The sequence below is a fragment of the Rhodococcus sp. PAE-6 genome, from assembly GCF_025290685.1.
In the GTDB taxonomy this organism is placed as follows: Bacteria; Actinomycetota; Actinomycetes; order Mycobacteriales; family Mycobacteriaceae; genus Rhodococcus; species Rhodococcus pyridinivorans.
On record NZ_JAOCLZ010000006.1, the window covers coordinates 80484 to 94442 of the forward strand.

The 13959-nt window shown below is 69.2% G+C and carries 12 protein-coding genes; all 12 read left to right on the plus strand.

Translation table 11 applies throughout. The annotated features are described in order from the left end of the window. Nucleotides 1-39: 39 nt before the first annotated feature. The 12 genes from ftsW to ileS all read left to right on the plus strand — a co-directional run bounded on the left by ftsW (nucleotide 40) and on the right by ileS (nucleotide 13865). Nucleotides 40-1527 carry a putative lipid II flippase FtsW gene (ftsW, locus tag NVV99_RS14045; RefSeq protein WP_051424921.1) on the plus strand — a complete coding sequence of 496 codons (1488 nt, stop codon included), beginning with the start codon at nucleotides 40-42 and terminating at the stop codon, nucleotides 1525-1527. Further along, nucleotides 1524-2678: an undecaprenyldiphospho-muramoylpentapeptide beta-N-acetylglucosaminyltransferase gene (gene murG / locus NVV99_RS14050; protein ID WP_024101268.1), complete on the plus strand. Its 1155-nt coding sequence runs from the start codon at nucleotides 1524-1526 to the stop codon at nucleotides 2676-2678. The genes ftsW and murG overlap by 4 nt, the downstream gene beginning before the upstream one ends. After that, nucleotides 2675-4243 carry a UDP-N-acetylmuramate--L-alanine ligase gene (murC, locus tag NVV99_RS14055; RefSeq protein ID WP_024101267.1) on the plus strand — a complete coding sequence of 523 codons (1569 nt, stop codon included), beginning with the start codon at nucleotides 2675-2677 and terminating at the stop codon, nucleotides 4241-4243. The genes murG and murC overlap by 4 nt, the downstream gene beginning before the upstream one ends. A gap of 110 nt (nucleotides 4244-4353) precedes the next feature. Next, on the plus strand, nucleotides 4354-5013 hold the full coding sequence (locus NVV99_RS14060; RefSeq protein ID WP_033097684.1) for a cell division protein FtsQ/DivIB: 660 nt from the start codon (nucleotides 4354-4356) through the stop codon (nucleotides 5011-5013). A 245-nt stretch (nucleotides 5014-5258) separates the two neighbouring features. Next, nucleotides 5259-6491: a cell division protein FtsZ gene (gene ftsZ / locus NVV99_RS14065; RefSeq protein ID WP_024101266.1), complete on the plus strand. Its 1233-nt coding sequence runs from the start codon at nucleotides 5259-5261 to the stop codon at nucleotides 6489-6491. Next, on the plus strand, nucleotides 6488-7234 hold the full coding sequence (pgeF, locus tag NVV99_RS14070) for a peptidoglycan editing factor PgeF (RefSeq protein ID WP_016691805.1): 747 nt from the start codon (nucleotides 6488-6490) through the stop codon (nucleotides 7232-7234). The genes ftsZ and pgeF overlap by 4 nt, the downstream gene beginning before the upstream one ends. Further along, nucleotides 7231-7962: a YggS family pyridoxal phosphate-dependent enzyme gene (locus NVV99_RS14075; protein WP_024101264.1), complete on the plus strand. Its 732-nt coding sequence runs from the start codon at nucleotides 7231-7233 to the stop codon at nucleotides 7960-7962. The genes pgeF and NVV99_RS14075 overlap by 4 nt, the downstream gene beginning before the upstream one ends. Before the next feature lie 32 nt (nucleotides 7963-7994). Further along, entirely contained in the window at nucleotides 7995-8657 is a 663-nt protein-coding gene (locus tag NVV99_RS14080) for a cell division protein SepF (RefSeq protein ID WP_024101263.1), read from the plus strand. Between the two features lie 156 nt (nucleotides 8658-8813). Beyond that, nucleotides 8814-9104: a YggT family protein gene (locus NVV99_RS14085; RefSeq protein WP_006554132.1), complete on the plus strand. Its 291-nt coding sequence runs from the start codon at nucleotides 8814-8816 to the stop codon at nucleotides 9102-9104. 151 nt (nucleotides 9105-9255) lie between these two features. Next, nucleotides 9256-10110, plus strand: coding sequence for a DivIVA domain-containing protein (locus tag NVV99_RS14090; RefSeq protein WP_006554131.1), 855 nt, complete (start codon nucleotides 9256-9258; stop codon nucleotides 10108-10110). 63 nt (nucleotides 10111-10173) lie between these two features. After that, nucleotides 10174-10446, plus strand: a complete 273-nt coding sequence (locus NVV99_RS14095) for a hypothetical protein (RefSeq protein ID WP_006554130.1) — start codon at nucleotides 10174-10176, stop codon at nucleotides 10444-10446. A gap of 260 nt (nucleotides 10447-10706) precedes the next feature. Next, a complete protein-coding gene (gene ileS, locus NVV99_RS14100; protein WP_024101262.1) occupies nucleotides 10707-13865 on the plus strand; it encodes an isoleucine--tRNA ligase in 3159 nt (1052 codons plus the stop codon). Nucleotides 13866-13959: the final 94 nt, after the last annotated feature.

The window sequence follows — 13959 nt, forward strand, 5'->3', positions numbered from 1 at the left end:
GAGCCGGTGGTGGGAGTACGCGGCCGGTTCGGGGCCTGGATGGCGCGACCGCTCGCGTCCTTCCATCTCGTGGTGACGATCGCCGTCCTGCTCACCGTGCTCGGCCTCGTCATGGTGCTGTCGTCGTCGAGCGTCGGCGCGGTGGCCGCGGCGGGATCGGCCTACGGACTGTTCACCTCCCAGGCGATCTTCGCCGTCCTGGGCATGGTGATCTTCTACATCGCGCTGCAGATCCCGGTCCGGGTGATGCGACGCTTCGCCTTCCCGGCGTTCGCGTTCTCGGTCGTGCTGCTCGTGCTCGTGCTCATACCGGGCATCGGTACGGTCTCGCAGGGCACCCGGGGGTGGTTCGTCATCGCCGGTATCTCGTTGCAGCCGGCGGAGATCGCCAAGATCACCCTTGCCGTGTGGGGTGCGCACCTGCTCGCCTCCCGGCGCGGGGAGAACTCGACGCTGCGCGAGATGCTCGTCCCGCTCGTCCCGGCCGCCCTGCTCGTGACCGGCCTGATCGTGCTCCAGCCCGACCTCGGCACCACCGTCTCGATCGTGATCATCGTGATCGCCCTGTTGTGGTTCGCGGGACTGCCGCTCAAGGTGTTCCTCGGGATCGTCGGCACGGCCACCACACTCGCGGTGATCCTGGCCTTGACGGCCGGCTATCGCTCGCAGCGTGTGCGGGCCTTCTTCAACCCCGGCGACGACCCGCAGGGTGCCGGTTACCAGGCGCGACAGGCGAAGTTCTCCCTCGCGGACGGCGGCCTGTGGGGTCGCGGGCTCGGTCAGAGCCGCGCGAAGTGGAGTTATCTGCCCAACGCCCACAACGACTTCATCTTCGCGATCATCGGTGAGGAACTGGGCTTCCTCGGTGGAGTGGCCGTCATCGGCCTGTTCGGCTTGTTCGCCTATGTCGGACTGCGGATCGCGATGCGTTCGGCCGACCCCTTCCTGCGCCTGTTCACTGCGACGGCGACGACGTGGATCATCGGCCAGGCCTTCATCAACATCGGCTACGTCGTGGGACTGCTGCCCGTGACCGGCCTGCAGTTGCCGCTCGTGTCGGCCGGTGGTACCTCGACGGCCACCACCCTGCTGATGTTCGGCCTGATCGCCAACGCAGCCAGACACGAACCCGAGGCCATCGCCGCGCTGCACGCGGGTCAGGACGGCCGGTTCGCGCGGCTGCTGCGCCTGCGCAAGCCGGAGGCCTACCGGGCCGGTCGCTCCTCGGCGGCGCGTACGGTCGCAGCACGACAGCCGCGAGCGCGGGCCGCGGCGCCCGAGCGCAGTGCCCGCCCCGCGTCGAAAGGTGGGGGATCGCGCAAGCGGCAGTCCCCCGCACCGAACGAGCGGCAACGGGGAGCCGCGACGGACCGCCGGACATCGGCGGGCCGGACGGAACCCCGGGAGGGGACCGGCCGGGCCCGGCGTGCACAACCTGGACGCGAACCGGCTCGCGGCCGGCAGCAGACGAACCGCGCGACACGCGGATCGAACGGACGAAGCGGAGAGAGAGGGAACCGTAGGTGAGTGGGGAGAGGCCGGCACTGTCGGTGGTGGTGGCCGGAGGCGGCACGGCCGGTCATATCGAACCGGCACTCGCGGTGGCCGATGCCGTTCGCGCACTCGTGCCCGACGCGCGGATCACCGCGATCGGCACCGAACGGGGACTCGAGACGACGCTGGTGCCGCGCCGCGGATATCCCCTCGAACTCATCCCACCGGTGCCGCTGCCCCGCAAGCCGACGGTGGACCTGCTGAGACTTCCCGGCCGGGTCGTCTCGTCGGTGCGCCGTACCAGGCAGATCCTCGACGAGGTCGGCGCCGACGTCGTCGTCGGTTTCGGCGGGTACGTGGCGTTGCCCGCCTATTTCGCGGCCGGAGCCGGTCCGCTGCGTCGACGCCGGCGCATCCCGGTCGTCGTCCACGAGGCCAATGCCAGTGCGGGCATCGCCAATCGCATCGGTGCCCTGCGGGCCGAGCGCGTGCTCGCCGCCGTCCCGCGCTCGGGAATCGTCCGGGGCGGTGACGCGCAGATCGTGGGGATCCCGGTCCGCTCGTCGATCACCGGTCTCGACCGCGCCGGGCTGCGCGCGGAGGCACGCCGGCACTTCGGTCTGCCCGACGACGTACCCGTGCTGCTCGTCTTCGGTGGGTCGCAGGGTGCACGCTCGCTGAACGAGGCCGTGTCCGGCGCGTCCTCGGCACTCGCGGAGGCCGGCATCGCGGTGCTGCACGCGCACGGACCGAAGAACACCGTGGACATCCCCGCCCATGTCGGTCACGCCCGCGCCCCGTACGTCACCGTGCCCTATCTCGAACGGATGGACCTCGCGTACTCCGCCGCCGATGCGGTGGTCTGCCGGTCCGGGGCCATGACGGTCGCGGAGGTCTCGGCGGTGGGTCTGCCCGCCGTGTACGTGCCGCTCCCGCACGGGAATGGTGAACAGGAACTCAACGCCCGCCCCGTCGTCGAGGCCGGCGGTGGCAGGATCGTCGCCGACGGCGACCTGACTTCGGACTATGTCGCCACGGAAGTGGTGTCGCTGCTCGGCGACGAGCGGAGACTCGTGGAGATGGGGCGCAGCGCCGCGGCCGCTGGTCACCGCAGCGCCGCAGACGAGATGGCGCGCATAGTGCTCGAGGTTGCCGGAGTGGAACCGAACAGGAGTGAACGATGAGTGCGCAGTTACCCGCCGAACTCGAGCGGGTGCACATGGTCGGTATCGGCGGTGCCGGGATGTCGGGCATCGCCCGGATCCTGCTCGCCCGTGGGGGACAGGTATCGGGTTCCGACGCGAAGGAGAGCCGCGGTGTGCTCGCGCTGCGGGCCCGCGGCGCGCAGGTCCGCATCGGCCACGCCGCCGAGGCTCTCGACCTGCTGGAGGGTGGTCCTACCGCCCTGGTCACAACGTTCGCGGCTATCCCGAAGGACAATCCCGAACTGGTCGCCGCCCGCGAGCGGGGCATCCCGATCCTGTTGCGACCCGCGGTCCTCGCCTCGCTGATGCGAGGGAACCGCACCTTCCTGGTCTCCGGCACCCACGGCAAGACCTCCACGACGTCGATGCTCGTCGTCGCGCTGCAGCACTGCGGCCTCGATCCGTCCTTCGCGGTGGGCGGTGAACTCAACGAATCCGGGACCAACGCCCACCACGGCAGCGGGGACGTCTTCGTCGCCGAAGCCGACGAGAGCGATGGCTCGCTGCTGCAGTACGACCCGAACACCGTGATCGTCACGAACATCGAGGCCGATCACCTCGACTACTTCGGCACTCCGGAGGCGTACACGGCGGTCTTCGACGAGTTCGTCGCCCGCATCGCCCCCGGCGGCCTGCTCGTCGTCTGCCTCGACGACCCCGGCTCGGCGGCCCTCGCCGAGCGCGTCGTCGCCCTCGGCCGCGACGACCTGCGGGTGCAGGGTTACGGCACCGCCGACGTCATCGGCACCGTGGGCGACCACCGCGGCGTTCCCGTCGGGGTGCGGCTGCTCGGCTGGGAGGCCAAGGATGTCGGCGGCGTCGCCGAGTTCCACCTCGCGGGTGAGGATTCGCCGCGCACCGTGCGACTGTCCGTCCCCGGCCGGCACATGGCGCTCAATGCTCTCGCCGCGCTGCTCGCCGCGCTCGAAGCCGGAGCGCAGGTCGACGAGGCGCTGGAAGGCCTCGCCGGTTTCGGTGGTGTGCACCGGCGGTTCCAGTACACCGGCCGCGAACACGGTGTGCGGGTGTTCGACGACTACGCCCACCATCCCACCGAGGTCCGCGCGGTCCTTGCGGCCGCGGCCGAACTCGTGGCGGGAGAGCCGCTGCGCTACACCGAGACCGGCACCGAACGGCCCCGCGTGATCGTCGTCTTCCAGCCGCATCTCTACTCGCGCACCGAGGCGTTCGCCACCGAGTTCGGGCAGGCTCTCGACCTCGCCGACGAGGTCGTGGTGCTCGACGTCTACGGCGCCCGGGAGGAACCGATCCCGGGTGTGAGCGGTGCGCTGGTCGCGCGGGCGGTGAGCAAGCCTGTGCACTACCAGCCGAATCTGTCCGCGGTGCCGCGGCAGGTCGCGCGTCTGACCCGGCCGGGTGATGTCGTGATCACGATGGGTGCCGGTGACGTCACGATGCTGGGCCGGCAGATCCTCGACGCGCTCCACAGCAAACCGGGTCGCTTCCGTCCGGCCGGGGCGGCTGCCGAGCCCGGCGGATTCCGCGCACCCGGCGGTTCCGGACCGGGACCGATCAGCTCGTGACGCCCGCCGCCGTTTCGTCGCGCCGCCGTCGCGGACGACCGTCACGCGAACCGCGTGAGCCCGATGAAGCCCGCGAACGCAGCACTGCCCGCCGCCCGTCCGGGCGGTCGGTGCGCCTGCGGACGGTACTGCTAGGGGCGGCTGTCGTCGCGGTGTTCCTCGGCGCCATCGCGGTGGCGTGGCTGTCGCCATTGCTGTCCGTGCGGGTGATCGAGGTGGACGGGATCGAGGTCGTCACCTACGACGAGGTGGTCGACGCGCTCGCGGTCGCCGAGGGCACGCCGCTGCTCCGGGTCGACACGGCCGCGGCGGCCCAGCGGGTCGCGACGATTCCGCGTGCGGCGTCGGCCCGGGTCCAGCGGGTCTATCCCTCCACCGTCCGGGTGACAGTGACCGAGCGCGAGGCGATGGTCTTCTTCGACGCCCCCGACGGCACCCACTCTGTCGACATCGAGGGAGTGGACTTCGCGGTCGAGCCGCCTCCGATGTTCACTCCCCGTCTCGTCACTCCGACGCCGGGCACCGGCGATCCCGCGACCCGCGCCGCCGTTGAGGTGCTCGACAAGTTACCGCCCGACCTGCGCGTGCAGGTGGAGACGGTCGAAGCGCCCTCCCCGTCCGACATCTCGATCGTCCTCACCGACGGGCGTGTCGTGGTGTGGGGTGGAACCGATCGTTCCGAGCGGAAGGCGGCGGTCGTCGGCCCGCTGCTGACACAGCCGGGGGAGCGATTCGACGTGGCGAGTCCCGACCTGCCGACGGTGAGGTGAGGGATCGACGAAATTCGTCCGGCGTGTCCGGCGCGTCTACTGGCTAATCTCGGTACCCGTGCCATAGCGTTTCGGACAGTCGCGTTACTTGACATAACCTTCAAGCTGTGGTTGAGGGTTTGTCGGGGCAGCGCGCTGCGGAGCCGTCCGCCCGACCGGCGGACGTGACCGACATCGAGTCAGACCCAGACCCAGCACCACCCGGACACCATGCACCACCCGGAACTTCAGGAAGGCGAGAGCACATGACGCCCCCGCACAACTACCTCGCCGTAATCAAGGTCGTCGGTATCGGCGGTGGCGGCGTGAACGCGGTCAACCGCATGATCGAGCAGGGACTCAAGGGAGTCGAGTTCATTGCCGTCAACACCGACGCGCAAGCCCTGCTCATGTCGGATGCCGACGTCAAGCTCGACGTCGGCCGCGAACTGACCCGCGGACTCGGCGCCGGCGCAGACCCGGAGGTCGGCCGCAAGGCCGCCGAGGATCACAAGGACGAGATCGAAGAAGTACTCAAGGGCGCCGACATGGTCTTCGTGACCGCAGGCGAGGGTGGTGGAACCGGTACCGGCGGCGCTCCCGTCGTCGCGAGCATCGCCCGCAAGCTCGGCGCGCTCACCGTCGGTGTCGTCACGCGTCCGTTCTCGTTCGAGGGCAAGCGCCGCGGCAGTCAGGCCGACACCGGCATCCAAACGCTGCGCGAGTCCTGCGACACGCTCATCGTCATCCCCAACGACCGGCTCCTCCAGCTCGGCGACGCCGCCGTCAGTCTCATGGACGCCTTCCGCTCCGCCGACGAGGTGCTCCTCAACGGTGTCCAGGGCATCACCGACCTCATCACCACACCGGGTCTGATCAACGTCGACTTCGCCGACGTGAAGGGCGTCATGTCGGGTGCCGGCTCCGCGTTGATGGGCATCGGCTCGTCGCGCGGCGAGGGGCGTGCGATCAAGGCCGCGGAGGCCGCGATCAACTCGCCGCTGCTCGAGGCGTCGATGGAAGGCGCGCGCGGCGTGCTGCTGTCGATCGCCGGCGGATCCGATCTCGGCCTGTTCGAGATCAACGAGGCTGCCTCGCTCGTGCAGGAGGCCGCGCACATCGACGCCAACATCATCTTCGGCACGGTCATCGACGACTCGCTCGGCGACGAGGTCCGCGTGACCGTCATCGCCGCGGGCTTCGAGGGCGGAACGCCTGCCCGCCGTCCCGTCGAGGTCGGCCAGCAGCAGCAGGGGCAGGCGCAACAACAGCAGCCGCAGCAGCAGCAGCAGCCGGCCGGTCGGCCCGGTGCGATCGGCGTCGCGCGCGCCGGCGAACTCGGCCGTCCCGAGCGCGAGACCGTCGAAACCACCCCCGTGCGCGAGCAGCCCCCCGTCGGCAGCCAGCCGCCGGCCGGAGGCGGCAACGCACCCCGCAGCGTGGACATCGACGACGACGGTGACGACGACGTCGACGTGCCGATCTTCATGCGCCGTTGACGGCTCCGCACCGCCTGCTGCGCGCCCGCCGGGTCGTGACCACACGAGCCGGCGGGGTGTCCGCAGCTCCGTACGACAGTTTCAACCTCGCCGATCACGTCGGTGACGACCCGGCCGCAGTCGCTGCCAACCGGCGGCGGCTCGCGTCCGTCATCGGGTTGCCGCCCGAGCGGTTCGTCTGGATGGAACAGATCCACAGCCGCAACGTCACCGTGGTCGACGGGCCGGTGTCCGAACCCGTTCCCGCCACCGATGCGCTCGTCACCCGCGAGACCGGGCTCGCGCTCGTGACCCTCAGCGCCGACTGCGTGTCGATCCTGCTGTCCGACGAGGTGGCCGGGGTGATCGCCGCGGTGCACGCCGGCCGGGTGGGGGCGCGCATCGGGATCCTCCCGCGCGTGCTCGACGTCATGGTCGATCTCGGCGCCCGCCCCGATCGCATCGGTGCGCTGCTCGGACCGGCCGCGAGTGGCCGGCAGTACGAGGTGCCCGCGGCGATGAGGGCCGATGTCGAGGCACACCTGCCCGGTAGCGCGACCCGCACGAACCGCGGTACTCCCGGACTCGACCTGCGTGCCGGACTGCGCCGCCAGCTCGCCGATCACGGCGTGACCGCCGTGGTGGAGGATCCGCGCTGCACGATCGAGGACACCTCGCTGTTCAGCCACCGGCGTTCGGCACCCACGGGGCGGTTCGCCTCGGTCGTCTGGCTCGAGGAGGCCGGCGAGGAGGGAACGGCGTGAGCCCCACCTCCGAGGAGCGGCGCGACGAACTCGCCGGACGTCTCGCCACCGTACGCGAGCGGCTCGACGCCGCGGCGCGCGCCGCCGGACGCGATCCGTCGGACGTCGCGTTGCTGACGGTCACCAAGTTCTTTCCCGCCTCCGACGCCGTGCTCCTCCACGAGCTGGGATGCGAACGCTTCGGCGAGTCCCGCGAGCAGGAGGCGAGCGCGAAGATCGCCGTGTTCCGGGAGAGCGTCGACGCGCCGGTCGAGTGGCACATGATCGGTCGGGTGCAGCGCAACAAGGCCCGTGCCGTCGCCCGTTGGGCGCACACGGTGCACTCGGTCGACAGTCTCCGTCTCGTGCAGGCCTTCGAGAAGGGGGCGCGGGCCGCCCTCGACACCGGCGAACGCACCGGACCGCTGCGGGCACTGCTGCAGGTCAGCCTCGATGGCGACCGGGAGCGCGGCGGCGTGGTCGCCGAGGATCTTCCCGCCCTCGCCGAGGCGGTCGCCGCGTCCGAGGTCCTCGAACTCGGAGGCCTGATGGGAGTGCCGCCGCTCGGGTGGGAGCCCGAACGGGCATTCGAGCAGCTTCACGCCATGCATGCACGGTTGCTGCAGGACCACCCGGCGGCGGTGGAGCTGTCCGCGGGCATGTCGGGTGACCTCGAGCACGCGGTTCGATGGGGTTCGACGTGCGTGCGTGTCGGAACGGCGGTCTTGGGGTATCGACCGTTAGCCTGAATGACATCCGCCGCGCGAGGGAAAGGCGATCGATGAGCACACTCCACAAGTTCAAGGCGTACTTCGGGATGGTGCCGCTCGAGGATTACGAGGACGAGTACCTCGACGATCCGACGAGTGGCCGCCGCGACCGTGATCGCGACTACGGCGAGGCCACTTATGGCGGCTACGCGCCGTCGCATCGCGACGAGTACGCCCCGTCGCACCGCGAGGAACCGGTTCGCGAGTTCGAGCACGACGAGTTCGACCGGTACGAGCCGGCACCGCGTCCGCGGGTCGAACCCATCACCGCTCGCAGTCCCCGTCCGGCGCCCACCCCGGCCCGCGCGGTTCCCAGCCGTGCACCACTGACGGCGGAGAGCCGGCTCGAGCGCGCCGAGCCCCGGCGTGGTGCGCTCTTCGACGAGGGAGGTCCGTTGTCCAAGATCACCACGTTGCGCCCCCGCGACTACAGCGAGGCGCGCACGATCGGTGAGCGTTTCCGCGACGGAACGCCGGTCATCATGGACCTCGTCGAGATGAGCAACGCCGACGCCAAGCGACTCGTCGACTTCGCGGCCGGGCTCGCCTTCGCGCTGCGCGGTTCGTTCGACAAGGTGGCCACGAAGGTCTTCCTGCTCTCGCCCGCCGACATCGACGTCTCCGCCGAGGAACGGCGGCGTATCGCCGAGACCGGCTTCTACAACCAGCAGTAGTCGACGCGCGCTGCGCGGGCGTGCACACGGCACGTCCGTCGTGGCATGCCCGTCGCCGTCCCTCGAGTGTTCCGACACGCCCGGCCATGATGCAGATCACTGCAGGCCGGGCGTTTCGGTTTTGATCGACCCGTCATCGTCGGGCATTGTGGGCAGGTGGCCGTTTTCGAGGTGCTGTGGTTCCTGCTGTTCATCTTCTGGCTTCTGCTGATCGGGCGGATCATCGTCGAGTTCATCAGAACCTTCGCGCGGGAGTGGAAGCCGTCCGGCTTCGTGGTCGTCGTTCTCGAGGCGATCTTCACGGTCACGGATCCGCCGGTGAAGCTGCTGCGGAGACTGATTCCGCCGCTCAATCTCGGTGGTGTACGGCTCGATCTGTCCATCATGGTCTTGCTGTTCATCGTGTATTTCCTCATGGCATTCCTGCCCAGGGGCGGCGCAGCATGATGCCTGCGTCGGACGTCGGGTCGAGCCGTCCCGGAGCTGCCGTGTGCCACAATGGAGTGCCATATACAGTGGGTTTTGATACGCGTAACGCACTGTCGATTACTCAGAACGCCTGCTTGACCGCTTACTCGACGCGTGAAGGGATCCTTCCATGCCGCTGACACCAGCTGATGTGCACAATGTCGCGTTCAGCAAGCCTCCGATCGGGAAGCGTGGTTACAACGAGGACGAGGTCGACGCCTTCCTCGATCTCGTCGAGCAGGAGTTGACGAACCTCATCGAGGAGAACGCCGACCTGCGTCAGCGGGTCGCCGAACTCGACCAGGAGCTTGCCGAAGCCAAGAAGGCGCCGCGCAGCGCGTCGTCGTCCGCGCCGGCGGCCCCGTCCAAACCCGAACCCGCGCGTGTCGTCGAGACACCCAAGCCGGAACCCGCCCCGGCGCCGGCTCCGGCACCCGTCCCGGTCGCCGCTGCGCCGTCGAGCGGCGACGCGAGCATGCAGGCCGCCAAGGTCCTCGGGCTCGCGCAGGAGATGGCCGACCGCCTCACCGGCGACGCCAAGGCCGAGGCCGAGGAGCTCGTGCGCAACGCTCGGACCAACTCCGAGCAGCTCGTCTCCGACGCCCGCACCCGCAGCGAGGCGATGATCGCCGACGCGCGGCAGAAGTCCGACGCGATGCTCGCCGATGCCCGCACCCGTTCGGAGACCCAGCTGCGTCAGGCCAAGGAGAAGGCCGACGCGCTGCAGGCGGACGCGGAGAAGAAGCACACCGAGATCATGGCCACGATCAACCAGCAGCGTTCGGTGCTGGAGGAGCGCATCGAGCGGCTCAAGACGTTCGAGCGTGAATACCGGGTGCGCCTGAAGTCCTATCTGGAGTCGCAGCTCGAAGAGCTCGAGCAGCGCGGTTCCGCCGTTCCGGTGGACGGTGGACAGGAAGTGTTCAACCAGTCCAACTCGTCGTCGTCGTTCGGATCGTCGTCCTTCGCGAAGGGCAACAGCTGACCGACGGTCTCTCCGGCTGGTGCTGTACGGCCTGGTGCTGTACCTCGGTAGAGGAGGAGCGTCGTGCTCGTCGTCACGCTGGTACTCGCAGCTGTCGGATTCGGTCTTCTCGTGATCGCGTTGATGACCGGTTCGGTGCTCTGGGCATGGGGTTGTATCGCGGTGTGCGTCGTGGGAGCGGTGCTCCTGCTGGCGAGCACGCTCGGCGGACGGAGTTCGGCCGAAGGTGAGTGGGCCGATCCCCGTTCCGTCGGGCAGGCCGGAGCCTCGGGCGGACGTCCCGGTCGGCGTGCATCGCGCCGGCGTCGCGGCGACCGGAATTCTTCGGATCGCTGAAGCGTCCTACAATATGCATCACCGAGCGTGAAGCTCGATCCCGCGATCGCGGGCGGCGTCGATCCGGCCATCACCGGGGAGCCTCCGGAAGAACGGCGACCTTGCCGGTCGCCCAGTAGAACCGGACGGGTGGGCCCGTCACAGCCCGAACGAGTGGCCGTCCCCCGGGACGAGCAAGCGGGGTGGTACCGCGGTGGCCGTGCACGCGCACGGCGATCGTCCCCGTGCCGAGACGTATCCAGGCACGGAGGAGCCACGCTGTGACCGAGAACCACGCTGCACCGGATCCCACCGCAGCAACCGCCGGCAGTACTGCCGGATATCCGCGCGTCGACTACGACCTGCCGCGCGATTCGGGTGTCGACTTCCCGGCGCTCGAAGAGCGTGTGCTCGCGCAGTGGGCCTCCGACGGTACCTTCGAGGCGTCGCTGCGCAACCGTGACGGCGCCGACGAGTTCGTCTTCTACGACGGCCCGCCCTTCGCGAACGGCCTCCCGCACTACGGGCACCTGCTCACCGGCTACGTCAAGGACGTCGTCCCGCGCTTCCAGACCATGCTCGGGAAGAAGGTCGACCGCCGCTTCGGCTGGGACTGCCACGGCCTGCCCGCCGAGCTCGAAGCGGAGAAGCAGCTCGGCATCAAGGACAAGTCCGAGATCGATTCGATGGGCCTGGCCGAGTTCAACGCCTACTGCAAGCAGTCGGTGCTGCGCTACACCGGTGAGTGGCGCGACTACGTCACCCGTCAGGCCCGCTGGGTCGACTTCGACAACGACTACAAGACCCTCGACCTCGACTTCATGGAGTCGGTCATGTGGGCGTTCAAGTCGCTGTACGAGAAGGGCCTGATCTACCAGGGCTTCCGGGTGCTGCCCTACAGCTGGTACGAGCAGACGCCGCTGTCGAACCAGGAGACCCGTCTCGACGACGCCTACAAGATGCGTCAGGACCCGGCGGTCACCGTCGACATGGTGCTGCGTGCACCCGGTTCCGAACTCGACGGCGCGTGCGCGCTCATCTGGACCACCACGCCGTGGACCCTGCCGTCCAACCTCGCGATCGCGGTGCACCCCGAGATCGAGTACGTCGCCGTGCGTGGCGCCGACGACAAGACCTACCTGCTCGCGCAGGATCGTCTCGGCCACTACGCCCGCGAACTCGGCGAGGAACCCGACGTGCTCGGCCGTTACCGCGGCACCGACCTCGTCGGTCTCGCCTACGAGCCGCCCTTCGACTTCTTCGCCGGCCGTGAGAACGCGCACCGGGTGATCGCCGCCGACTACGTCACCACCGAGTCCGGTACCGGAATCGTCCACCTCGCACCGGCTTTCGGTGAAGAGGACATGGAGTACTGCCAGCGCAACGGCATCGAGCTCGTGCAGCCGCTCGATCCGGGCGGCAAGTTCACCTCGATGGTGCCGCCGTACGAGGGCCTGCAGGTCTTCGACGCCAACCCGGTCATCATCAAGGACCTCAAGGCCGCCGGAAAGCTGTTGCGGCACGAGACCATCGAGCACTCCTACCCACACTCGTGGCGGTCGGGTCAGCCGCTGATCTACATGGCGGTGCCGTCGTGGTTCGTCGCCGTCACCCGTTTCCGCGACCGCATGGTCGAGCTCAACCAGCAGATCACGTGGGTGCCCGAGCACATCCGCGACGGTCAGTTCGGCAAGTGGCTCGAAGGTGCCCGTGACTGGAACATCAGCCGTAACCGCTACTGGGGCAGCCCGATCCCGGTATGGATCTCGGACGACCCGGAGTACCCGCGCGTCGACGTCTACGGTTCGCTCGACGAACTCGAACGCGACTTCGGCGTGCGGCCCACCGACCTGCACCGGCCGATGATCGACGAACTGACCCGGCCGAATCCCGACGACCCGACCGGGAAGTCGACCATGCGTCGCGTCCCCGAGGTCCTCGACTGCTGGTTCGAGTCCGGCTCGATGCCGTTCGCCCAGGTGCACTATCCCTTCGAGAACCGCGACTGGTTCGACACGCACTACCCGGGCGACTTCATCGTCGAGTACAACGGGCAGACCCGCGGCTGGTTCTACACGCTGCACGTCCTGGCCACCGCGCTGTTCGACCGTCCTGCCTTCAAATGCGTTGCCGCGCACGGCATCGTCCTCGGCGACGACGGCCTGAAGATGAGCAAGTCGAAGGGCAACTATCCCGACGTCAACGAGGTCTTCGCCCGCGACGGTTCCGACGCGATGCGCTGGTTCCTCATGTCCTCGCCGATCCTGCGCGGCGGCAATCTCGTCGTCACCGAACAGGGCATCCGCGAGGGTGTGCGGCAGGCGCTGCTGCCGTTGTGGAACGCGTGGAGCTTCCTGCAGCTGTACGCGTCGAAGCCGGGCACCTGGCGGACCGATTCGACGAACGTGCTCGACCGGTACATCCTCGCCAAGCTCGCGCAGACCCGCGACGTCATCACCGAGGCGCTCGAGGCCGTCGACATCGCCGGGGCGTGCGACGAGCTGCGCACCTTCTGCGACGCGCTGACCAACTGGTACGTGCGCCGCTCGCGGAACCGGTTCTGGGACGAGGACACCGACGCGATCGACACCCTCCACACGGTGCTCGAGGTCGTCACGCGCCTGGCCGCGCCGCTGCTGCCGATGGCGTCCGAGGTGATCTGGCGGGGTCTGACCGGTGGCCGGTCGGTGCACCTGGCGGACTGGCCGGCGTCCGACGACCTGCCCTCGGATCCCGCGCTCGTCGCGGCGATGGACGAGGTGCGCGGGGTGTGCTCGACCGTGCTGTCGCTGCGTAAGGCCCAGAAGCTGCGCGTGCGACTCCCGCTGCCCGAGGTCACGGTCGCGACGCCGGGCTCGTCGCATCTCGATCCGTTCGTCGACCTCATCAAGGACGAGGTCAACGTCAAGCGGGTCGTGACCACCGACGACGTCGAGGCCCACGGCCGGTTCGAGGTGGTCGTCAACGCACGTGCCGCCGGTCCCCGTCTCGGCAAGGACGTGCAGAAGGTCATCAAGGCCGTCAAGGCGGGCGACTGGACGCAGGCGGAGGACGGCACGGTCACCGCGGCCGGCATCGCCCTGCTGCCCGAGGAGTACACCAGCCGTCTCGTCGCGGCCGAGCCGGAATCCACCGCCGCGCTGCCGGGTGGCAACGGCCTGGTGGTCCTCGACACGACCGTCACCGAGGAACTCGAGGCCGAGGGCTGGGCCAAGGACCGCATCCGCGAATTCCAGGACGCGCGCCGCAACCTCGGCCTGGAGGTCTCCGACCGCATCTCGGTGCGGTTCGAGGTTCCGGCCGAACGCGCCGAATGGGCCGACCGCCACCGGGATCTGATCGCCGGCGAGATCCTCGCCACGACCTTCGAGCTCGGCGCCCCCGAAGGCGAGGCGATCGAACTCGGCGAAGGAACCCGCGCGTCCATCGTCAGGGCGTGACCGGGCCGGTGCTTCCGGAAGGACCGAGCGTCCTTCCGGAAGCACCGACCTGCGGCCTCCCACCGGACGTGTGGGTGCGGCGCACTAGTCTCGA